Source organism: Pseudomonas sp. EU05-FHT14B02, assembly GCF_058791055.1.
The window spans coordinates 38,822-59,825 of record NZ_JBYTDD010000038.1; the positions used below are offsets into that span (position 1 = coordinate 38,822).

Annotated in this window: 16 protein-coding genes and 2 pseudogenes; 14 read left to right on the forward strand and 4 right to left on the reverse strand. The window is 59.4% G+C overall.

Annotated features, from left to right (window positions below):
- The first annotated feature begins 19 nt into the window (after positions 1-19).
- Positions 20-2,110, forward strand: coding sequence for a caprolactamase subunit alpha (gene capA, locus AC3WTM_RS27050; RefSeq protein ID WP_102670207.1), 2,091 nt, complete (start codon positions 20-22; stop codon positions 2,108-2,110).
- A gap of 97 nt (positions 2,111-2,207) precedes the next feature.
- A complete protein-coding gene (locus tag AC3WTM_RS27055; RefSeq protein ID WP_033902870.1) occupies positions 2,208-3,167 on the forward strand; it encodes an AraC-like ligand-binding domain-containing protein in 960 nt (319 codons plus the stop codon).
- Between the two features lie 377 nt (positions 3,168-3,544).
- Here AC3WTM_RS27055 and csiR read toward each other — a convergent pair whose 3' ends face one another.
- Positions 3,545-4,264 (reverse strand): DNA-binding transcriptional regulator CsiR, encoded by a 720-nt coding sequence (gene csiR / locus AC3WTM_RS27060; protein ID WP_023048102.1) that lies wholly within the window; start codon positions 4,262-4,264, stop codon positions 3,545-3,547.
- 192 nt (positions 4,265-4,456) lie between these two features.
- Between csiR and glaH the strand changes: the two genes are divergently transcribed.
- The 10 genes and pseudogenes from glaH (at position 4,457) to AC3WTM_RS27110 (ending at position 16,171) form a co-directional block, all read left to right on the forward strand.
- Positions 4,457-5,434 carry a glutarate dioxygenase GlaH gene (gene glaH, locus AC3WTM_RS27065; protein ID WP_023628647.1) on the forward strand — a complete coding sequence of 326 codons (978 nt, stop codon included), beginning with the start codon at positions 4,457-4,459 and terminating at the stop codon, positions 5,432-5,434.
- A gap of 84 nt (positions 5,435-5,518) precedes the next feature.
- Complete coding sequence (gene lhgO / locus AC3WTM_RS27070) at positions 5,519-6,748, forward strand: L-2-hydroxyglutarate oxidase (protein ID WP_023048104.1); 1,230 nt, start codon at positions 5,519-5,521, stop codon at positions 6,746-6,748.
- A gap of 238 nt (positions 6,749-6,986) precedes the next feature.
- Complete coding sequence (locus AC3WTM_RS27075) at positions 6,987-8,354, forward strand: aspartate aminotransferase family protein (RefSeq protein ID WP_023048105.1); 1,368 nt, start codon at positions 6,987-6,989, stop codon at positions 8,352-8,354.
- Positions 8,355-8,463: 109 nt separating this feature from the next.
- Positions 8,464-9,915, forward strand: coding sequence for an NADP-dependent succinate-semialdehyde dehydrogenase (gene gabD, locus AC3WTM_RS27080; protein ID WP_024075423.1), 1,452 nt, complete (start codon positions 8,464-8,466; stop codon positions 9,913-9,915).
- Between the two features lie 786 nt (positions 9,916-10,701).
- Positions 10,702-11,013: pseudogene (locus AC3WTM_RS27085) on the forward strand (endonuclease); the annotation flags it as partial.
- Entirely contained in the window at positions 10,995-11,948 is a 954-nt protein-coding gene (locus AC3WTM_RS27090; protein ID WP_024075422.1) for a branched-chain amino acid ABC transporter permease, read from the forward strand. The pseudogene AC3WTM_RS27085 and the gene AC3WTM_RS27090, both read left to right, overlap by 19 nt.
- Entirely contained in the window at positions 11,945-12,703 is a 759-nt protein-coding gene (locus tag AC3WTM_RS27095) for an ABC transporter ATP-binding protein (protein WP_023048108.1), read from the forward strand. Before AC3WTM_RS27090 ends, AC3WTM_RS27095 begins: the two co-directional genes overlap by 4 nt.
- Positions 12,703-13,419, forward strand: coding sequence for an ABC transporter ATP-binding protein (locus AC3WTM_RS27100; RefSeq protein ID WP_024075421.1), 717 nt, complete (start codon positions 12,703-12,705; stop codon positions 13,417-13,419). Before AC3WTM_RS27095 ends, AC3WTM_RS27100 begins: the two co-directional genes overlap by 1 nt.
- Before the next feature lie 539 nt (positions 13,420-13,958).
- A pseudogene (locus AC3WTM_RS27105) lies at positions 13,959-14,351 on the forward strand (methyl-accepting chemotaxis protein); the annotation flags it as partial.
- A gap of 368 nt (positions 14,352-14,719) precedes the next feature.
- Entirely contained in the window at positions 14,720-16,171 is a 1,452-nt protein-coding gene (locus AC3WTM_RS27110) for an aldehyde dehydrogenase (protein ID WP_023630205.1), read from the forward strand.
- Positions 16,172-16,393: 222 nt separating this feature from the next.
- Here the strand turns inward: AC3WTM_RS27110 and AC3WTM_RS27115 are convergent, their stop codons facing one another.
- Both AC3WTM_RS27115 and AC3WTM_RS27120 read right to left on the reverse strand, forming a co-directional pair.
- A complete protein-coding gene (locus tag AC3WTM_RS27115; RefSeq protein ID WP_078451698.1) occupies positions 16,394-17,470 on the reverse strand; it encodes a DUF2955 domain-containing protein in 1,077 nt (358 codons plus the stop codon).
- Positions 17,460-18,521, reverse strand: a complete 1,062-nt coding sequence (locus AC3WTM_RS27120; protein ID WP_023663266.1) for an HlyD family secretion protein — start codon at positions 18,519-18,521, stop codon at positions 17,460-17,462. The genes AC3WTM_RS27115 and AC3WTM_RS27120 overlap by 11 nt, the downstream gene beginning before the upstream one ends.
- A gap of 147 nt (positions 18,522-18,668) precedes the next feature.
- Between AC3WTM_RS27120 and AC3WTM_RS27125 the strand changes: the two genes are divergently transcribed.
- Both AC3WTM_RS27125 and AC3WTM_RS27130 read left to right on the forward strand, forming a co-directional pair.
- Positions 18,669-19,604, forward strand: coding sequence for a LysR family transcriptional regulator (locus AC3WTM_RS27125; protein WP_023629250.1), 936 nt, complete (start codon positions 18,669-18,671; stop codon positions 19,602-19,604).
- A gap of 156 nt (positions 19,605-19,760) precedes the next feature.
- Positions 19,761-19,988: a DUF2790 domain-containing protein gene (locus AC3WTM_RS27130; RefSeq protein ID WP_023629249.1), complete on the forward strand. Its 228-nt coding sequence runs from the start codon at positions 19,761-19,763 to the stop codon at positions 19,986-19,988.
- A gap of 73 nt (positions 19,989-20,061) precedes the next feature.
- Here the strand turns inward: AC3WTM_RS27130 and AC3WTM_RS27135 are convergent, their stop codons facing one another.
- Positions 20,062-20,964: a LysR family transcriptional regulator gene (locus AC3WTM_RS27135; protein WP_023629248.1), complete on the reverse strand. Its 903-nt coding sequence runs from the start codon at positions 20,962-20,964 to the stop codon at positions 20,062-20,064.
- Positions 20,965-21,004: the final 40 nt, after the last annotated feature.

Consider the following 21,004-nt stretch of genomic DNA (forward strand, 5'->3'; position numbering starts at 1 on the left):
CAATGCAGAGAATTCGAAAATGAGCAAACAACAATATCGCCTGGGCATCGATGCCGGCGGCACCTTCACTGATTTCATCCTCGCCGACCATCAGGGCAACGTGCAGTTGTTCAAGGCGCCGTCCACCCCACATGACGGCACCCTGGCCATACGCAACGGTCTGGCGCAAATCGCCGATGCCCTCGGCCGTACACCAGCCGAGATCATTGCCGACTGCGATCTGTGCATCAACGGGACGACTGTGGCGCTCAACGCACTGATCGAAAAGACCGGGGTCAAGGTGGGCCTGCTGTGTACCGATGGCCATGAAGACAGCCTGGAAATTCGCCTTGGCCACAAAGAAGATGGCCATCGCTATGACGCCACTTATCCACCGGCGCATATGTTAGTGCCGCGCCACCTGCGCCGTCCAATCGGCGGGCGTATTATCAGTGACGGCAGCGAGTTCAGCCCGCTAGACGAGGCGGCGATTCATGCCGCCATCGACTACTTCCGCGAACAACAGGTGCAGGCGGTGGCGATCTCCTTCGTCTGGTCGGTGCGCAACCCTAGTCACGAGCAGCGCGCTATGGCTATGGTGCGTGCGGCTTTACCTGACGTATTTGTCTGCAGCGGCCACGAGGTGTTCCCGCAGATTCGCGAATACACACGCACCTCGACAACCGTGGTCAACGCCTACCTTAGCCCAGTGATGGGTCGTTATATCGAACGCATCGACGCGCTGTTCGAGGAGCTGGGCGCGCAGCAGCCTACCCGCTATTTCCAGTCCAACGGAGGTCTGGCTCCTGGCGTGGTAATGCGTGAGCGGGCGGTCAACGCGATCAACTCCGGTCCGGCATCTGCCCCGCAAGCCGGCTTGTGCGTGGCCCAGCCATTCGGTATCGACAACGTAATCACCGTCGATATGGGTGGTACCTCGTTCGACATCACTCTTAGCAAAGGCGGTCGCACCAACTTCAGCAAAGACAGCGACTTCCTCCGTTACCGTATCGGCGTGCCAATGATTCAGGTGGAAACCCTTGGCGCCGGCGGTGGCTCGATCGCCCACCTTGACGACTTCGGCATGCTCCAGGTCGGTCCACGCAGTGCCGGGGCTAACCCCGGGCCTGTGTGTTATGGAAAGGGTGGGGTCGAGCCGACTGTAACCGATGCTAACCTGGCGCTCGGTTTTCTGGCTGATGGTGCACTGCTCGGTGGCAGCATCCGTCTAAATCGACAAGCCGCGATCGATGCGATCCGCAGTAAAATTGCCGAACCGCTGGGTATCAGTGTCGAGCGCGCGGCCGTCGGTATCATTACCCTGGTTAACCTGAGCATGGTTAGTGGTATCCGCCGCGTGTCCATTGAGCGTGGTTATGATCCCCGTGACTTCGCCCTGATCGGTGCCGGTGGTGCAGCGGGCATGCACGTGATGCGACTAGCTGAGGAAATCGGCAGCAAGGTTGTGCTGATTCCCAAGGTGGCTTCGGGGCTGTGCGCCTTCGGCCAGATTCTCTCTGACATCCGCTATGATCAGCTGACTACTTTGCCGATGCGTTTGGATGACGAGTTCGTCGATTTGGAGCAACTAAACCAGGCCCTGCAGCAGTTACGCGAGCGTGGTATGACGAACCTGCGAGACGATGGTTTCGGTGGTGACAATCGTATTGAATGCCAGTACAGCCTGGAGATTCGTTACCTCGGACAGATCCACGAGTGCAGCGTCGAACTGAGCTGCGACCGGCTCGACCGTAGCAGCCTGGCGGCCCTGCGCGAATCCTTCCACCAGCGGCACAAGGCGCTGTTTTCCTTCAGTGAGCCTAACAGCCCGGTCGAACTAGTTAATCTAGAGTGCTCGGTGATCGCGCGGTTACAGCGTCCACCAATGCCTGAACTTGCAACCCCGCTCAAGGCAACGGCCGCGATTCCGGCTGGTCATCGTCCGATGCTGTTCAATGCGCAAGACGATTGGCAGGACACGCCTGTGTACAACGGCGACCGCATAGAAGTAGGGCAGATTATTCAAGGTCCCTGTGTGATTGAGGAAGCGACCACAAACATCGTTGTTCCACCGGGCTGGCGGGTCAGTCTGGATCCCTCGGCCACATATGAACTGACTCCCGGTCATTGACCGTCAGGGATTTTTAACAAAGGATTGTGTAACAACGGCACCGACGGCATTCACCGTTGGTGCCGCCCTCATAATAACTACAAATTGAGGACCTTTCATGACAGATCAATTGTCTACGCGGTATTGGCCTGAGGGAGAAAGGCAATCGCGTTGGGCCGAAGCCATCGGCAATACATATTTTCCATTGTCGTTGGAGTTCAATTCCAGCGCCATTTTCCAAGGCAGCCTGAAAATTTGGAAAACGGGCAGTACGCCGTTGGCGTTATCGCGCCTGCGCTCCAGTCAGCTAGGCTATTCGCGCAGCGAGAGCCAGGTTAGCGAAGATACTGAACCCTGTTACCTTGTAACAGTGCCGCGCCTTACCGAAGTACACTTCGAGCAAGACGGTCGTGAGCTCCATTGTAAGCCAGGTGGGTTCATCTTCGAGCGAGGCGATGCGCCTTATCGTTTTCACTACTCCTGCGACAACGACCTTTGGGTATTCAAGCTGCCTGAGCGCGCGCTACATGGACAGATACGTGGAGCCGAGCGCTACACCCGTTTCTGTTTCGAGGCTCGGCGTGGATTGGGACGAATTTTTGTTGATCAACTGGCGATGTGTGCCGCGCGCTTCGACGAATGCGATGCGGATGCCCGTCATATGCTGCTGGAACAGGTGCTTTCGACGTTGTTAATGGCTCTGCGCCAAGATGAGCGCGTCCTTAATAGTGAGAGTTCGAGTCTAGCTGCCCTGCATTTGCAGCGTATCGAGCACTACATCGACCGAAACTTGTGTTCAGCTGAACTAAACCCGCAGCATATTGCTCAGGCCTGCGGCTTATCGGTTCGCTATTTGCATAAATTATTTTTCAGTACGCCCTACAGTCTCGGTGAATGGATTCGCCTGAAACGATTGGAGGCTGTATATCAACGCCTACGTGATCCCCACTGCCACCTATCAATCGGTGAGCTGGCATATCGTTGGGGGTTCAGTGATCAGGCACAATTTTCCCGGCATTTTCGCCAGCACTTTAGTTGTACTGCCAGTGAAGCCCGAGCCGTTTCGTTAAAGCCGTAGCCGGTTACTTTATTGTCAATGTGCTCTGGGGGATTAGAAGTCACTCGGCGTAGCTCCCCATAAAGGCTCCACGCCTTTTCACCGTTGCGGGAGTACCAGTTATATATCGGCGTCTGATATTCCATACGGGCGCTAACTTGGGTAAGCCTTTGTCGTCTGCATTGGCAAACTCATGCGTAGCTGGTGTTGCTGATCAAGCCAAGCTTATTGTTTTAGGTTCACGCGAGCGGGCTGAGAGCGGCGCAGGCTTCACAAGCGTAAGACGGAACCATGCTAGGTGCAAAGCTATGGTGTTGGGTAGTAATTGCTTCAGGTCTGTCCTGCAAAAAACATGCTGAAATTCCGCAGGCACCCCCTCTAAGGGCGAGACACGGTAACTATCCCATGATTTCAGGGGCGGACTGGGATGCTCTCAGGTTGCTGTTGCGCATGATCCCTTCGATGATCGGTACTGGTGTCATCAGATGAGCCTGCATCATGGCGCTTGCTCGCGTTGCGTCACGGGCAAGGATAGCTTCTACCAGTTCGCTGTGCTCTTGACGTTTCAGGGACAAGGCCTCCTCGGATAGCACCGTGCGCCGCAGCCACAGCTGGCGATAGCGCTCGGCCTGATCGAACAGATAGGCGCGCGCCTGCAGCAGGTGTCTAGACCCACAGCCGGAGGCTATAGCTGTATGGAAGGCCTTGTGTCGGGCATCCCATATTTCCAGCATCTGCTCCTGGGTCTTGACCTCCATTACCTTGGCCAATGTATGCGAATAGGCCAACACCTGGGCCTCCCAGGCGTCATCGCCGCGTTCGATGGCGAGCTTAAGTACCAGCGCTTCGAGATTGGCCCGTGCGTCATAGATGTCCTGCATTTCGCTCAGCGACATAGGAGCGACGCGGTAGCCACGCTGACTGATAGCTACTACCAGATTTTCCGCAATCAGATGCGATAGCGCTTCACGCAGAGGGCCTACGCCTAGGTCGTAGCGCTCCTTAAGCGCAGTCATTCGCAGTTTTTCTCCGGGCTTGAACATGCCCTGAATTATGTCCCGCTTGAGCCACTCATAGCCGCTGACTGCTGAGTTTTGGCGGGGGGCGAGCGTATCCATAAACCATGCTCCTCAACGGGTTTTATCCATCATACGCAACTGCAGAAATATTTACTAAGTGGAGATGCAGTTGCCGAGTGTCGCTATTTTATAAAAGCGTAGACATTTTTATAAAATAGCTATATTTTTAGTCCGGCTGTTCTGGTAAATCTCGGGGCGGCGTACAGACAATTTTTTCGTCAGGACTCTGCCATGAATGCCTTTACCCAGCTCAAAGATCTTGTGATGCCGCTACCGACCGCCGTTAAGGGGTTTTCTCTTTCACCCTCCGCTCAGTCGCCCCGTTTGTTCGAGCTGACCTTCACTAAGGCGACGATAGAGGCTTTCTGTGTAGCAGTGGCCGAGTGGCCGGTGCAGGCGCTGGAATACAAGTCCTTCTTGCGATTTCGCTTCGCCAAAATTCTTGACGATCTCTGCGGTAACAGCCTGCGCCCGGTGCTACTCAACGCCCTAATGGATCGTGCCACCGGAGGGCTGTTAATCAAGCAGGAGGCCCTGAATGATGTGGCACAAGCTGATGATATGGTCAAATTCTCGACTGCTGTGGCCCACCTGCTGGGGCGGTCGAACTTTGATGCGATGAGCGGCCAGTTCTACGCACGCTTCGTGGTCGAGAACGTCGATAATTCGGACAGCTACCTGCGCCAACCTCACCGGGTAATGGAGTTGCACAACGATGGTACTTTCGTCGATCAGATCACCGACTACGTGCTGATGATGAAGATCGATGAGCAGAATATCGAAGGTGGCAACTCGCTGATCCTGCATCTGGACGACTGGGAGGATCGCCATGCTTTCTTCCATCATCCGCTAGCACGGCGCGTCATGCGCTGGACCGCGCCGCCGAGTAAAAGGGTCGATACGGACGTGTTCCATTCGATCTTTGATGTCGACGCCGAAGGGCGGCCGACTATTCGCTATATCGATCAATTTGTTCAGCCCAAAGACTTCGACGAGGGCAACTGGCTGACCGACCTGTCTATCTCCCTGGAGGGCAGTAAACAGAAGCTTTCCGTGCCGGTGCCAGTTGGCTGCTTCCTGCTGATTAATAACCTGTATTGGCTGCATGGCCGCGATCGTTTCACCCCTCACCCTGGGCTGCGCCGTGAACTGATGCGCCAGCGCGGTTACTTCAGTTACCCCAAACTCGGCCATCAGCAAGGCCAATAATTGCCATTAATTGAACAGGGGCTGCGCGGTTTAGCCCTTGTCGTTTGTCCACGGGGCAAAACAGATCGAGTAGAGGTGATAGCGGTGTACGATTTTGTGATCATCGGGGGCGGCATTATCGGCATGTCGACTGCCATGCAATTAATCAAGGCCTACCCAGAGTCGAAAATCTTGTTGCTCGAGAAAGAGTCCGGGCCAGCTAAGCATCAGACGGGGCACAATAGCGGGGTCATCCACGCCGGCGTCTACTACACGCCGGGTAGCTTGAAGGCGAAGTTCTGCCTGGAAGGCAACCGTGCTACCAAATCGTTCTGTAACGAGCACGGCATTATCTACGATGAGTGCGGTAAGTTGCTGGTCGCCACCAATGAGGTGGAAATGCAGCGCATGCGCGCGCTTTGGGAGCGCACTGCAGCCAATGGTCTGGAGCGCGAGTGGCTGTCTGCGGAGCAACTGAAGGAACGCGAACCGAACATCACCGGAATCGGCGGGATCTTCGTGCCCTCCAGTGGTATCGTTAACTATGCCGAGGTCACCGCTGCCATGGCTCGCGAGTTCCAGAGGCACGGTGGCGAGATTCGCTACGACAGCGAAGTCATCGGCCTGGAAGAGCGCGCCACGGAGATGCGGGTTAAAACCCAGCATGAAGAAGTCATTGCACGCTTTTTGGTGACCTGCTCGGGTCTGATGGCCGACCGCATTGTATGTCTACTGGGCTTAGATCCTGGCTTTAGCATTTGCCCGTTCCGTGGCGAATACTATTTGCTGCCTGAGCAGCACAACCGGATCGTCAATCACCTGATCTACCCGATTCCCGATCCCTCCATGCCGTTCCTCGGCGTGCACCTGACGCGAATGATCGACGGCAGTGTGACAGTCGGTCCCAATGCTGTGCTGGCACTCAAGCGTGAGGGCTATCGCAAGCGTGACATATCTTTGTCCGACACGTTCGCAATGCTCACCAATCCGGGCATTCTTAAAGTGCTCAAGGACAATCTGCGGCCCGGCCTGATCGAGATGAAAAACTCGCTGTTCAAGCGTGGTTATCTACAGCAAGTACGCAAGTACTGCCCCAGCTTAACGCTGCAGGATCTCAAGCCTTACCCGGCCGGCGTCCGCGCCCAAGCGGTTTCAGCGGACGGCAAGTTGATCGAGGACTTCCTGTTCCGCAATACCCGCCGTAGCGTCAACGTCTGCAATGCACCATCGCCGGCGGCTACCTCTGCAATTCCCATAGGCGCCTACATCATCAAGCAGATTGATGCACAGCTGCAGGGGCTACCCAGGTTTGTAAAAAACCAACATCCCGCATGAGGCAGTGCGGGGCGAATTCGGCAGTGCACTGGAACGAACAAGACTGTGCGCAAGACGACAAGCCCCGCACCGGCTCAGTCTAATAGGCTATCGGCTAGTGCACTTAACGTCCCCGAGCCAAGTCATCGTTACTGAACTCGTTACCGAATTGAAGTGTGTGATTGTGATCAAAAGCCGGATGCCTACTTATAAGGCTACTCCCAGAAACCATGCTTGTTAGTCATATTGAGAGCGCCCCATGAACCAGTCAGTATCCTCGCTGCCAGAAAAAGACATTCAGTATCAACTGCACCCCTACACCAATGCTCGCCTTCATCAGGAGCTTGGCCCGCTGATCATCGAGCGCGGGGAGGGTATCTATGTTTATGACGATCAGGGCAAGGGTTATATCGAGGCGATGGCTGGGTTGTGGAGCGCCGCGCTTGGCTTTAGCAATCAACGTCTGATCAAGGCAGCTGAGCAGCAATTCAACACCCTGCCGTTTTATCACCTGTTCAGTCACAAATCGCATCGCCCGAGTATCGAGTTAGCCGAAAAGCTGATCGAGATGGCGCCGGTGCCTATGAGTAAGGTGTTCTTCACCAACTCCGGTTCCGAGGCTAACGATACTGTAGTGAAGATGGTCTGGTACCTCAATAACGCTCTAGGCAAACCAGCCAAGAAGAAGTTCATCAGTCGGGTCAACGGCTACCACGGCATCACCGTCGCCAGCGCAAGCTTGACTGGCCTTCCAGGCAACCAGCGCGGTTTCGACCTGCCGCTTCCAGGCTTCCTGCATGTCGGCTGCCCGCACCATTATCGTTTCGCCCTTGCCGGTGAAAGTGAAGAGCATTTCGCTGACCGCCTTGCCGTCGAGCTCGAGCAGAAGATTCTCGCCGAAGGCCCGGAGACTATCGCAGCGTTCATTGGCGAGCCATTGATGGGCGCTGGCGGTGTCATAGTGCCGCCTCGTACCTACTGGGAGAAGATCCAGAAAGTTTGCCGTAAGTACGACATCCTGGTTATCGCCGATGAGGTAATCTGTGGATTTGGGCGTACCGGGCAGATGTTTGGCAGCCAGACCTTTGGTATCCAGCCGGACATCATGGTGTTATCCAAGCAACTGTCATCTTCTTATCAGCCGATAGCGGCGATTCTGATCAATGCCCCAGTATTTGAGGGCATCGCTGATCAGAGCCAAGCGCTTGGCGCGCTTGGGCATGGGTTCACCGGCAGCGGTCATCCGGTAGCTACTGCCGTGGCCTTGGAGAACCTGAAGATTATTGAAGAGGAGAGCCTGGTCGAGCATGCGGCGCAAATGGGCCAGTTGTTGCGCAGCGGCCTACAGCATTTCATCGATCATCCCTTGGTGGGCGAAATTCGCGGTTGTGGACTGATCGCTGCGGTAGAACTAGTTGGCGATCGCGTGAGCAAGGCGCCGTATCAGGCGCTAGGCACCCTCGGACGCTACATGGCCGGCAGAGCCCAGGAACACGGCATGATTACTCGCGCCATGGGTGATGCCGTGGCCTTCTGCCCGCCGTTAATCGTCAACGAACAGGAAGTCGGAATGATTGTAGAGCGCTTTGCCAGGGCGCTGGACGACACCACTCAGTGGGTTGGTTAGATCAATCCGGGGGAGGAGAGAATTGCTTTTATGTGGCTCTCCTCGGCTTAAATTCATAGCTTGGAAAATAGCTGAGCAGCACTGAATGCAGTCTGCGAAGGAGCACGCCATGCAACTCAAAGATACCCAATTGTTCCGCCAACAGGCTTATATCGACGGAACCTGGTTGGACGCGGACAGCGGCCAGACCATTCAGGTCACCAATCCGGCCACCAACGAAGTTATGGGTAGTGTGCCGAAGATGGGGGCAGCGGAAACCCGTCGAGCCATCGAAGCAGCAGATCATGCCCTGCCAGCCTGGCGTGCACTGACAGCTAAAGACCGCGCCAACAAACTGCGCCGCTGGTTTGAACTGATGATTGAAAACCAGGACGACCTGGGTCGTCTCATGACCATGGAGCAAGGTAAGCCACTTGCCGAAGCCAAGGGCGAAATTGCTTTCGCGGCGTCCTTCCTTGAGTGGTTCGCCGAAGAAGCCAAGCGCGTGTATGGCGACGTAATTCCCGGCCACCAACCGGACAAACGCCTGATCGTGATCAAACAGCCCATCGGCGTAACGGCAGCGATTACACCCTGGAACTTCCCGGCAGCCATGATCACCCGTAAAGCCGGCCCGGCCCTGGCCGCCGGTTGTACCATGGTGCTCAAGCCAGCGTCGCAAACGCCTTATTCGGCGCTGGCGTTGGCAGTGCTGGCCGAGCGTGCCGGGATCCCCAAAGGCGTGTTCAGTGTAATCACTGGCAGTGCTGGCGAAGTCGGCAGCGAACTGACTAGCAACCCGATCGTGCGCAAGTTGAGCTTTACTGGCTCCACCGAAATTGGTCGCCAGCTAATGGCCGAATGTGCCAAGGACATTAAAAAGGTGTCGCTAGAACTGGGCGGAAACGCGCCGTTCATCGTATTCGATGATGCCGACCTTGATAAGGCAGTGGAAGGCGCACTGATCTCCAAATACCGCAACAATGGCCAGACCTGCGTGTGCGCCAACCGCCTGTATATCCAAGACGGCGTATACGATGCCTTCGCCGAGAAGCTGAAAATCGCGGTAGCTAAGTTGCAGATTGGTAACGGTTTGGACGAAGGTATCACCACCGGCCCTCTGATCGATGCCAAGGCGGTGGCCAAGGTCCAGGAGCACATTGCCGACGCCATTAGCAAGGGTGCCAAGCTACTCGCTGGTGGTAAGCCGCACGCCCTCGGTGGCACTTTCTTCGAGCCGAGCATCCTCATTGACGTACCGAATAACGCCGCCGTAGCCAAGGAAGAAACCTTCGGTCCGCTGGCGCCGCTGTTCCGTTTTAAGGACGAGGCCGACGTGATCGCGATGTCCAATGACACCGAGTTCGGCCTGGCCTCGTACTTCTATGCCCGCGATATGGGGCGCGTGTTCCGTGTGGCCGAAGCCCTAGAATACGGTATGGTCGGCGTCAATACTGGGCTGATCTCCAATGAAGTTGCGCCTTTCGGTGGTATCAAGGCATCCGGCCTGGGTCGCGAAGGATCCAAGTACGGCATTGAGGATTACCTGGAGATCAAGTACCTCTGCCTGGGTGGTATCTAAGAGCCCGGCGAATAGGCACGTGATTCTCGCTCAGGCCCCACTTGGCGAGCATCATTAATCTTGGCCCGGTCTATAAAACCCGGGCATGCTACATCGGTTGTGGCGCAGACAAAGATTGACGCGGGCTATTTCTACGTCACCGTCTACTTCTCACGGCTGTTGCCGCGCAACCAGAGTCTGGAGGCCTGTATCCGCGTCGACAGCGCCCCCTGTTCGAGCTAGGTGCCTAACATTTCTAACGATTGAGCGTTGCGCGGAGTCCTACACCTAGGCTCTGCGCCTTTTTAATCCCGCCGCGCTAGATTAGGCGAAGTAATGCTGCCTTCACAGCCAGTCCTGCTGGTATGGATAAAGGTGATATCCATCACCTATGCCATGTTAGGGGCGACGGTGAACTCTCTCTAAGATGGTTTGGTGCGATGATTTAAGGCGCCCCAGCGACCGTTGATTGCATCCAATGTGCTCATTAGCTTTTCTGTTCGAGCTGGCTGTTCCTGTGCGAATAGATCCTGTGTGTACTCATCACGCTTACACAGGTCTAGCAGCAACACTTGGGCTTTGGCATAGCTGAAACCCTCTCGTTACAGCCTTTTGATTCCCTCCTGTGCCGCTGCAATGATCAAACGCGTGTCATCGGTCGGGTAGGGCAGTTGGCAAAGCAGGCCGTTGGCGTACTTACCATCATTGAATTCGCTCGGTCGCAATCAGGCGAGCATTCGGGGCTTGGATCACGATCCCTCCAGTCGTAATAGCCACTGGCAGAAATCTTCAAGCAGAGGCACATAAGGTCGTAAGAACTGCGTAGCTGGTGACCCCGTCTTCCGTGCCATGAAAGTTGACCTGACCAACCGCTATCCGTCAGTCGGTGAGGCGAAGCAACTTCCTTTATGGCATGGTGCCACAGTCCCTTATTACGGAACGTGTAGTACCCGCATTGATTTCGTAGGGCGAGCAGCAGTGCCGCGTGATGAAGTGAAAGGCTTGGTCGCTTGCCCGACCTTCTACACGTAGGATCGCTATGGCATGTCCATGTCCTGTCAGCAACAGCAACAGCAACAGCAACAGCAATTGCTTATGGCTTGGGATCGACAGTATCCTTCCACCTGCAGCAACTGACCCACATCATGATTCTCGCCCTGGTCGCTCTCAGCCTCGACCTGTTGGTGGGCGTGACCGGCATGGTCAGCCTGGCCCAGGCGGCCTTCTTCGGCATCGCCGGCTACAGCCTGGTGTTGTTCGCCCCGGAGTTCGAGGCGGTGAACTTCTGGCTGGCGCTGCTGCTGTGCCTGGGCGTCAGCGCCGCAGCTGCGCTGCTGATGGGCCTGCTGATCATCCGCACCTCGGGCATCTTCTTCATCATGGCGACCATCGCCTTCTCGCAGATGCTCTATTACCTGTTCCACGACTCGGCCTTCGCCGGCGGCTCGGACGGCATCTACCTGTTCCTCAAGCCCGAGGTGGCCATCGCCGGGGTGCATCTGCTCGACCTGGAGAACCCGCGCAGCCTGTTCTACCTGGTGCTCGGCTCCCTGGTGCTGGTCTATCTGCTGCTGCGCACCTTCCTGCGCGCGCCGTTCGGCCGGGTGCTGCTGGGCATCAAGCACAACGAGGAACGGGTCCGTTCCATGGGCTACAACCCGCTGTTCTACAAGCTGGCGGCCTTCGTCATTGCCGGCACCATCGCCGGCTACGCCGGCATGCTCTCGGCCACCCAATACGGTTTCGTCAGCCCCGACCAGGTCGGCTGGCAGCTCTCGGCCCACGCCCTGGTGATGGTCATCCTCGGTGGCATGGGCAGCCTGTTCGGCGCCATCTTCGGCGCCTTCGCCTTCGAGGGCCTGCACCATCTGTTCGCCGGCCTGACCCCGCACTGGGAGCTGCCCATGGGGCTGGTGGTCATCGCCATGGTTCTGTTGCTGCCGCGCGGTCTCGCCGGGTTGCTGCTGCAGCTCTGCGACCGGCGCACAGCCACGGCCTGCGACGCAAGTACGGTATCCACCCCCGACGCGATGAAGAAGGAGGCCGGCGTATGACCGCCCATGTTCTAGAAACCCGCGGACTGAGCAAGGCCTTCGGCGGCCTGCGTGCGGTCAACGACATTTCCCTGAGCGTGGCGCCCTGCGAGGTACACGCGATCATCGGCCCCAACGGCGCCGGCAAGAGCACCATGGTCAATCTGCTGTCCGGCCATCTTCAGCCCAGCGCCGGGCAGATCCTCTTTCACGGCCGCGACATCACCGGCTTGGCGCCCAACCGGGTGTCGCACCTGGGCATCGGCCGCAGCTTCCAGCGCACCAACATCTTTCCCAGCTTCACCTGCCTGGAAAACTGCTGGCTGGCGGCGCAGTCGCGGCTGAAGAACTCCTTTCGTTTCTTCCGCCGCTGCGAGGCCTATGTCGAGGTACGCGAGCGCGCCGAACGGGCGCTGGAGCTTTGCGGCCTGGCCGCCCACCGCGACACCCTGGCCGATGCCCTGAGTTATGGCGAGCAACGCCAACTGGAGATCGGCATGGTACTGGCCACCGAGCCGAGCTTCCTGCTGCTCGACGAACCCATGGCCGGCATGGGCAAGGACGAATCGGCGCGGGTGGTCGAACTGCTCGCCAGACTGTCGCAGCAGTACGCCATGGTCCTGGTCGAGCACGACATGGATGCGGTGTTCAGCATCGCCCACCGTCTCACCGTGATGGTCAACGGCGAGCTGCTGGCCAGTGGCCCGCTGGACCAGGTGCGCAACGATCCGGCGGTACAGCAGGCCTATCTGGGCGACGGCGAGGAGCAATTCTGATGAGCGCACAAGCCCTGGTGCAGGCCACCGGCCTGCACACCTATTACGGCAACAGTCATGTGCTGCATGGCGTCGACCTGCAGATCCAGCCGGGCGAGACCCTGGCGCTGATGGGCCGCAACGGCATGGGCAAGAGCACCACCATTCGCTCGTTGCTCGGCCTGACGCCGGCGCGCCGCGGCGAGGTGCTGATCCGCGGCGAGCGCTGCAGCGGCCGCGCCACCCACCAGATCATCCGCCGCGGTATCGGCTATGTGCCAGAGGGCCGCGGCATGTTCCCCAACCTGAGCGTGCGCGAGAGCCTGATCATGGCCGCCCGCCCGGGCCTGGACGGGCGCCGCGACTGGAACCTGGAGCGGGTGCTGGCGACCTTCCCGCGCCTGGCCGAGCGCTTCTCCCACCTGAGCGGCAACCTTTCCGGCGGCGAGCAGCAGATGGTCGCCATCGGCCGCGCGTTGCTGACCAACCCCGAACTGATGATCCTCGACGAGGCCACCGAGGGCCTGGCGCCCTTGATCCGCAAGGAGATCTGGGACGTGATCCGCCTGATCAAGGCCAGCGGTATCGCCACTCTGGTGGTGGACAAGAACGTCAACGTGCTGCTCGACCTGACCGACCGCAGCATGATCATGGTCAAGGGACGGGTGGTGTTCGACGGGCCCAGCGTCGAGCTGAAGTGCCAGCCGCAGATCCTCCAGGAACATATTGGCCTGTGACGCCGGGGAGACTGACGATGAACGAGAAGACCGACGCCCCTGCCCGAAACTGGCAGAAGCCGCTGGCGGCGTTGCTGCAAGCGACGGCGGCGCTGGCCGCAGCCGGCCTGCTGCTGTTGGACAGCGGCCTGCACGGCCCACTGGCGGCCCTGGCGCTGGCCGGCGTCGCCCTGGCCGGCCTGCTCTACCACAGGTTGCCGCCGATCCTGGTCGAGTTGCCGCCACCAGCGCCAGCGCCAGCGCCGCCACCGGCGCCTGAGCCTGAACCGCCGGTGCTGCTGGCGGCGCCTGCTCCCGAGCCGCCTTCCGACCCTGGCCTGCCGCTACGCGCACCCCTGGCGAAGTTGCTCGAGAGCATCCTGCGCACCGAGCAGGACATGCTCTTCGCCACTGAACTGGCGCGCGCGGGCGGAGAAAAGGTGCAGTTCAGCGCCGCCAGCATCCAGGCCTGCGAGGCGGCGATCCGCGAGCTGGCCGGCTACATGGGCACCATCGATCAGGTATTCGACGAACTGTCGCAACAGTCGATGCGCATCGGCGCCATCGTCGGCAGCATCCAGGACATCGCCAAGCAGACCAACCTGCTGGCGCTCAACGCGGCCATCGAGGCGGCCCGCGCCGGTGAGCATGGCCGCGGCTTCGCCGTAGTCGCCGACGAAGTGCGTCACCTGGCCCAGCGCGCCAACGAGTCCAGCGGCGAGATCCAGCAGATCGCCGGCAGCCTGCAGAAGTCGGCGCAGGAGGCGCGGACGGGAGTCGAACACATCGGCCAGTCCACCAGCACCGGCCTGGAGAAGTCCGCCGCGGCCCTGGGCGCCATGGCAGAGATGCGTGCCGGCGCCGCGGTGCGGCTGGAGACGGTCGAGCGCATCGTTCGGCGCCTGAATGAGCAGCGCACCTTGACCCAGGACATGGTCGAGCTGCTGGGTTAGCGGGCTATCGCTGAAGTGGGCACCTTGCGACCCCATCGTTGTGACGCAGTCTTCGTCAGCCGATTCGACTGGCTGTGGAATCACGATCTGCAGCAAGACCTGAACTTGGCCTACAGCCGTTTAGGCTGGAAAGCGGCCCTGGCCGCATGACTCCGCCATTGCCGTGGACGTGATGCCTTCTCGCCTGGAGTTGGCTCGCAGGGTGGGCACAACGCCCATCTTCAATAGCCGGGTAGCAGATCCGGCTACGCGTAGTCGCGCAATCACTGACGCAGCTGCGCAGCGCAGTCCCATTCTGCGTATGCCCGGAGCTGCCGACTGAATGCGGTCGCGTCACACAATTTTCCTACTGTCTAAAAGGTCTAGAAATGAGTGCACAACTGGTAATCGACAATATCAAGCTGGACGCTACCGGAGGCAAGACGATCCAACGGCTTGACCCTGTGTCCGCCAAACTGGTCAGCACTGCGGCTGCCTGCACCCTGGAAGACGCAAAACGGCTCGCGGCCTCATCCGAGCGAGCATTCCGCAAATGGTCCAAGACCGGACCGACCGAGCGGCGTCGTCTCCTGCTCGCAGCAGCGGATGTCCTCGAGGCCAAGATGTCGGAATTCTGCCGGATCATGGCTGAGGAAATTGGCGCATCGCAGCTCTGGGCGCAGTTCAACGTAGGTGCATCGGCGAATCTGCTGCGCGAGGCTGCAGCGCTCACTACTCAAATCAAGGGTGAGACGATTCCAACCGATAAGCTTGGCGCTTTCTCGTTGACGCTTCGCCAGCCGGTGGGCACCGTGCTGAGCATTGTGCCGTGGAATGGGCCGGTGATCCTGGGGGCTCGCGCTATCGCGTATCCGCTGGCGTGCGGCAATACCGTGATCTTCAAAGGCTCGGAAAACAGTCCTCGCACTCATGCCCTTGTGGCCGATGCCTTCATTGAGGCAGGCCTGCCGGCGGGTGTGCTCAATTTCCTGATTACCGCGCCCGAAGACGCATCGGCTGTCACCGAAGCGTTGGTGGCCCACGATACCGTGCGCCGGGTCAACTTCACGGGCTCCACCAAGGTCGGCCGCATGATCGCCGAAACCTGTGCGTCCCATCTCAAGCGCTGTTTGTTGGAGTTGGGTGGCAAGGCTCCTTTCGTAGTGCTGGAGGATGCCGATATCGACGGCGCAGTGAATGCCGCAGTATTCGGCTCGTTCCTGTATCAAGGGCAAATCTGCATGTCGACCGAGCGTTTCGTGGTCGATCAGCGTGTTGCCGACGAATTCGTGAGTAAGTTTTCCGAGCGAATCGGCAAACTGGAGCTTGGCGACCCCACCGCATCTCCGACCTGCGTAGTCGGACCGGTCATCGCCCAGGGCTCGGTAAAGCGGATCAACCATCTGATCGAAGATGCGCTCGGCAAAGGGGCTGTCATCGCCGCGGGCGGTATCGCCGACAGTGCCTTGATGCAGCCCACGCTAGTCGACCGCGTGACCAAGGACATGGAAATCTACGACGAGGAAACCTTTGGTCCTATTACCACGATCGTTCGTGTCGACGGGGCAGAGGAGGCGTTGGAAGTGGCCAATGACACGGCTTATGGCCTCTCATCTGCAATTTTCAGCGCCAATGTCTCCAAAGCGCTTGAGCTGGCAAGTCGGTTGGATGCAGGTTGTGTCCACATCAACGGCGCCACCGTACAAAACGAAGCGCAGGCCCCCTATGGTGGTATGAAGCAGAGTGGATACGGCCGTTTCGATGGAAGCGCTGTGATTGACGAGTTCACAGAAATCAAGTGGGTCACTGTTGAGCCATCTGATCAGCCTTATCCCTTCTGATGTTTCGGGGCCGGCGGAGCAAGTGGATTCGCCGGTTCACGCGCGTTCGCATCATTTCTCCCAGATGATCGTAAAACGCTCGGATCCACGGCCAAGCGCGTCTTGCCGCGAAAGTGTTGCACGCGTGATAACAAATTGTAGCGGTGCGCGGTCGCCGGCTTTGTGTACGAGCAGGAAAAACGCGCGCTGATCTGACAATCGCCGTGGCCGCAGCTGTTGGCTTCAATGGCTGCTGTGGCGAGTAGTGACAAAGCGGTTGAGCAAGCGGTGCACCATGAACACGACGAACAGGGTCAACAGCACCGAGACACACACCGAACTCAGCCGGTAGAGGGTCGCAAATATGATGTCGTGGCTGGGCGTAAGCGACTGGCCGAACAGGATGGCCAGGGTGGTCAAAGCGCCGAAGCCGACGCCGGGCACCCCCTTTTCCAGCATGTGCCAGCGCGCGCAGACCATGGCGGCGATCCATAGCAGCAGGGCGACCAGCGGCAGTAGGTCGTGGTGATCATAGAGCAGCAGCATGATCAGCAGGGCAATCACGCAGCCGAGCAGGGTGCCATGCGCACGGGTACGGCCGGCGAAGCGTGAGCCGTTCCAGTGCATGGGAAACAACAGCAGGATGCTGGCGACCTGAGCCGACAGCGAGTCCTGCAGATCCAGGCACTGGAATACGCTGAACGACAGCGTCGCCACCGTTGCCCCGAGCAGTGCCTCGTGGCGCCGACTGGCGCGGTCTTTGGGCGGCGGCGTGCGTGCGGGGCGCGGCTCGCAGTCGGGAAACAGGTAGAACATCAGCACGGCGATCGCTGCGGCCAGCACGATGGCCAGGCCATTGCTCCCAAGCATGGCGATGACGTCGGTGTGCGGGTAGCTGGCGAAGTTCAGCTGGATCGACAGAAATACTGCGCCGAGGGCGCCGAACAGGAAGTTCGGGCCGCTGGCCATCAGCGCGAAACGGTAGAGAAACAGCAAGAACACCAGCGGAATCATCAGCAGCGGTCGGCCGCCGAACAGACCGTAGAGCAACGCGACCTCCAGGCTGACGACCAGTCCCTGGGTGAAGAACTGGCGCATCAGGTGGGCAGTCAGGCGCGGCACCAGGCCGAGCAGTAGCATCGGATAGACGCAGAAGAAGGCACCGTACTGCAGGTCGAACAGCTTGCACAGGACAAAGGCCAGACTGCCGCCAGTGGCGATGCGCAGACACTGGCGCAGGTCGTTCTTGCCCAGTGACAAACGGGGCGCTGTGGCCCTTTCGGCAAGTGTGTGTGCCGCCGCGGAGGGTTCAGTAGACATAGTGCAACCAACTGATCAGGCGGATCTGCAGCGTAGCGGCGAGGTTCACCAGCGGGTTGTCGAAGGGCTTCAGCTGAACCGTGGCCTTAGCCCCGGTGGGCAGCAGGAACGGCAGCTCTTCATCGAGTGCCAGGTGCACGCGTTGTCGTTGCGCGTCGCGAACCCAGCGCTCGGATTGCGCGGGCGTTGCCAGCTCGCCGTTGGCATCGATCTGGCCTTCCCGGACTCCGGCGTCGAAATGACTGACCCGGGCGCTGAACAGCTCGCCTGGACGGGCGTCGAATACGACCACGGCTGGGGTGTCGACGCCGATGTAGCGCAGGGACTTCTCGCGGAAGTCGGCGATGATGTCCAGGCGGTCCTCGACCAGAGCGGCCACCGGCGTTCCTGCCGCGACGAAGGTGCCGGGGGTGAGCTGCAGGTTGCTGAGCACGCCGCCACGTTCGGCGCGAACCTCGCTGTAGTCCCGCTGCAGGTGCGCCCGGAGCAGTGCATTGCGGGCTTGGCGTAGCCGTAGATTGGCACCGTCGGCGCCGCCGCGACGGGCCTGCAGTTCACGGACTCTGGCCTGCGCCGTACGCAGTTGGGCCTGGGCCATCAGATGCTGCGCTTCGGCCGCATCGTAGGCCTGGCGCGAGACATGCTGGCGTTCGAGCAGGCGCGACAGGCGTAGGGCCTGAGCGCCCGACTCGTTCGACTTGGCTTGGGCCGCGCTGACCTCGGCACGGGCGGCGGCCAGCAGGGCATCGAGTTCAGTGTTGTCCTGGTGTGCCTGTTCGAGCGCCAACTCGGCCCGCTGCACCTCCAGCTCGAATGGCTGCGGATCGAGGCGAAACAGTAACTGGCCAGGTTGTACGTACTGGTTATTGCTCACCGCCAGCTCACTGACCTGGCCTGCGACCCGCGGCGCGACCTTCAGTACCGGTCGGGTCAACTGCGCCTGTGGTGTCAACGGCATGCTCAGGTCGGCGGTTAGGAAGTAGATGAAGCAACAGGCTAGGGCCGAGATAGCGATTTGAACCCAGCGGGCAAATCGTTGATCGGGAGTCATGAATACCTCGGTTAAGCAAAGCGTCGGGGGACGGGCGCACGCTGGAAAGTCCGGGCCGGCCCGCGAAGGCGGCAGTATATTTCCCATGCTTTCATGCAAAAATAGCCGTCTTATGCAAAGAACACTTACTAAATAGGTAACAGTCAGATGGATGTTTTTCAGGCAATGCGGGTGTTTACTCGCGTGGTGGACGCGGGCACCTTCACGGCTGCTGCACAGACGCTGGGCTTGTCCACCGCGCAGGTGTCGCGGCAGGTGTCCGAACTCGAAAGTCATCTGCAGGCACGCCTACTGCAACGTACCACCCGCCGGCTGGGGCTGACCGAGGTAGGCAGCCGTTACCTGGAGCGCTGTCGGCATATTCTCAGCGAGCTGGAAGACGCTGGCGCCGAGGCCGGTGGTGCCTACCTGATGCCCAGGGGGCGCCTGCGGGTGCACGCGATCACCGGTTTGGGCACCCATCTACTTGCACCCTTGGCCGCCCGCTATAGCGAGCTCTACCCGGAAGTGAACCTTGAGCTGACGCTCTCCCAGCGCCACCCTGACCTGCTCGAGGAGGGGCAGGATGTGGTCATTACTCTGGCCCGGGAGTTGCCCGACTCCGAACTGGTCGCTCAACTGCTCGGCACTACCTACAGCGTGGTCTGTGCGGCGCCGAGCTACCTGGGGCAGCACGGTATTCCGATGACTCTCGACGAGCTGAGCCAGCATCGCTGCCTGCGCCTGCTCGACCCGGTTTTTGGCGACAGCTGGACCTTTACCGACAACGGCGTCGAGCGGGCGATCCGTCTGGGAGAAACATTTCAGGTCAACGTCGCCGAGGCGATGGCCCAGGCGGCAGGAGAGGGTATGGGTATTTGCGTACTGCCGGACCTGATAGCGGCCAAGGCCTTCGCACAGGGCCGACTGGTACGCCTGCTGGCCGAACATCGCCTGCACGAGCGGGGTATCTATGCGCTGTACCCGTCGCGGCGCTTTCTCGATGCCAAGGTGAGAACCTGGGTGGAGTTCCTCAAGGAGCAATTACCCCTGGTATTCCGCGGTAATCGAACCCTGGTGGAAAACCCCACCTATTGGGCGTGACCCTGGGAGCAAACCGGTGTGGCCAGGGTTGATGCCCTGTCGCTTAGCGCTCTTCGATTATTACGCTAAAGGCAAAACTACCTTGCCTGGAGTTCGCTGTTTCTTGCCGGAACCACTCCTTAAGCTGATGCTCATCGAGTCATTACGAGGTGCAGCATGAAAGCAAGATACTGGATGATCGGCGTGACACTTGTCGCTCAGTGGGCAGTCGCCGACGATGCGCAGCCATACCATTATGGCCAGGCCATGGATGTCGCCAGGGTCATTTCGATCGAGATGCCTCAGGGCTGTGAGGTGGGCGAGGCGACCATGGTCTATGAGGATTCACACGGCGAGATCCATACCCTGGTGTATCTGCGCCAGGGCGAGAGCTGCGTGTATTGAGTCCGTCGCAGGACTCGGCAGTCAGCCCGATCCCTCATGGCAGGCAATGGGCTGTCAGGCACTTCGGGCGCCGTCAGTCCGCAAATAGCTCGAACATCAGTTGCCTGAGCCAGCGGTTGGCGGAGTCTCGGTGATACTTGGCGTGCCAGAACAGGTTGATATCGATTTCCGGTAGCTGCACGGGGTGGGGCAGGGCCACCAAACCGAAGGGCTGGACGCAGCACTCGGCAAAGCGCTCGGGTACCGTGGCCAGCAGATCGGTGCGCTGGAGAATATGGCCCACAGCGACGAAGTGCGGCACTTCGAGACGGATGTCCCGCTCTATCCCCAGACGCGCCATGTGTGCGTCCACTTCGCCGTGGCCGGTGGTGGCGGCGATGACCCGCACATGACCGTGAGCGCAGAAGCGCTCCAGCGTGAGCGGCTCGCTGGTGACGGGGTGGTCCTTGCGACACATGCATACGTAACGATGATGGAACAGACGGCGAGTGAAGAAGCCTGCCTGCAGGTGTGGCAGCAGGCCTACGGCGAGGTCGACGGTGCCGCTCTGCAGCGCCTCGATCAGGGATACGGAGGTGTTGCGCACGGTACTGATGCGGCAGCCTGGTGCCAGGCGGGAGAGGGCATCCATCAGGCGCGGGGTGAAGTAGATTTCACCGATATCGGTCATCGCGATGGTGAAGGTGCGTTCGCTGGTTAGCGGGTCGAAACTGTCTTGGCGACTCAGCGCCTCGCGCAGGGTATGGATGGCCAGCGACACTGGCTCAGCAAGTTGCTGGGCGTAGGGGGTAGGCTCCATACCCTGATAGGTACGCACGAACAGGTCGTCCTGCAGGGCTGTACGCAGGCGCCTGAGGGCGTTGCTCACGGTGGGCTGGGTCAGACCCAGGCTTTCCGCGGCGGTGGAGACGCGGCGGTCGATCAGCAACTGGTTGAACACCACTAGCAGGTTCAGATCCAGGTCGCGCAGGTCCATGGTCTGCCTCATAGGTTGGTAGGAATATTCAGGTTTGAAA

Excerpts from the sequence above, each read along its gene's own strand:
- capA (WP_102670207.1), top strand. The coding sequence starts at position 20 with ATGAGCAAACAACAATATCGCCTGGGCATCGATGCCGGCGGCACCTTC.
- AC3WTM_RS27055 (WP_033902870.1), top strand. The coding sequence starts at position 2,208 with ATGACAGATCAATTGTCTACGCGGTATTGGCCTGAGGGAGAAAGGCAA.
- csiR (WP_023048102.1), bottom strand. The coding sequence starts at position 4,264 with ATGGATACGCTCGCCCCCCGCCAAAACTCAGCAGTCAGCGGCTATGAG.
- glaH (WP_023628647.1), top strand. The coding sequence starts at position 4,457 with ATGAATGCCTTTACCCAGCTCAAAGATCTTGTGATGCCGCTACCGACC.
- AC3WTM_RS27075 (WP_023048105.1), top strand. The coding sequence starts at position 6,987 with ATGAACCAGTCAGTATCCTCGCTGCCAGAAAAAGACATTCAGTATCAA.
- gabD (WP_024075423.1), top strand. The coding sequence starts at position 8,464 with ATGCAACTCAAAGATACCCAATTGTTCCGCCAACAGGCTTATATCGAC.
- AC3WTM_RS27095 (WP_023048108.1), top strand. The coding sequence starts at position 11,945 with ATGACCGCCCATGTTCTAGAAACCCGCGGACTGAGCAAGGCCTTCGGC.
- AC3WTM_RS27100 (WP_024075421.1), top strand. The coding sequence starts at position 12,703 with ATGAGCGCACAAGCCCTGGTGCAGGCCACCGGCCTGCACACCTATTAC.
- AC3WTM_RS27110 (WP_023630205.1), top strand. The coding sequence starts at position 14,720 with ATGAGTGCACAACTGGTAATCGACAATATCAAGCTGGACGCTACCGGA.
- AC3WTM_RS27115 (WP_078451698.1), bottom strand. The coding sequence starts at position 17,470 with ATGTCTACTGAACCCTCCGCGGCGGCACACACACTTGCCGAAAGGGCC.
- AC3WTM_RS27120 (WP_023663266.1), bottom strand. The coding sequence starts at position 18,521 with ATGACTCCCGATCAACGATTTGCCCGCTGGGTTCAAATCGCTATCTCG.
- AC3WTM_RS27125 (WP_023629250.1), top strand. The coding sequence starts at position 18,669 with ATGGATGTTTTTCAGGCAATGCGGGTGTTTACTCGCGTGGTGGACGCG.
- AC3WTM_RS27130 (WP_023629249.1), top strand. The coding sequence starts at position 19,761 with ATGAAAGCAAGATACTGGATGATCGGCGTGACACTTGTCGCTCAGTGG.
- AC3WTM_RS27135 (WP_023629248.1), bottom strand. The coding sequence starts at position 20,964 with ATGGACCTGCGCGACCTGGATCTGAACCTGCTAGTGGTGTTCAACCAG.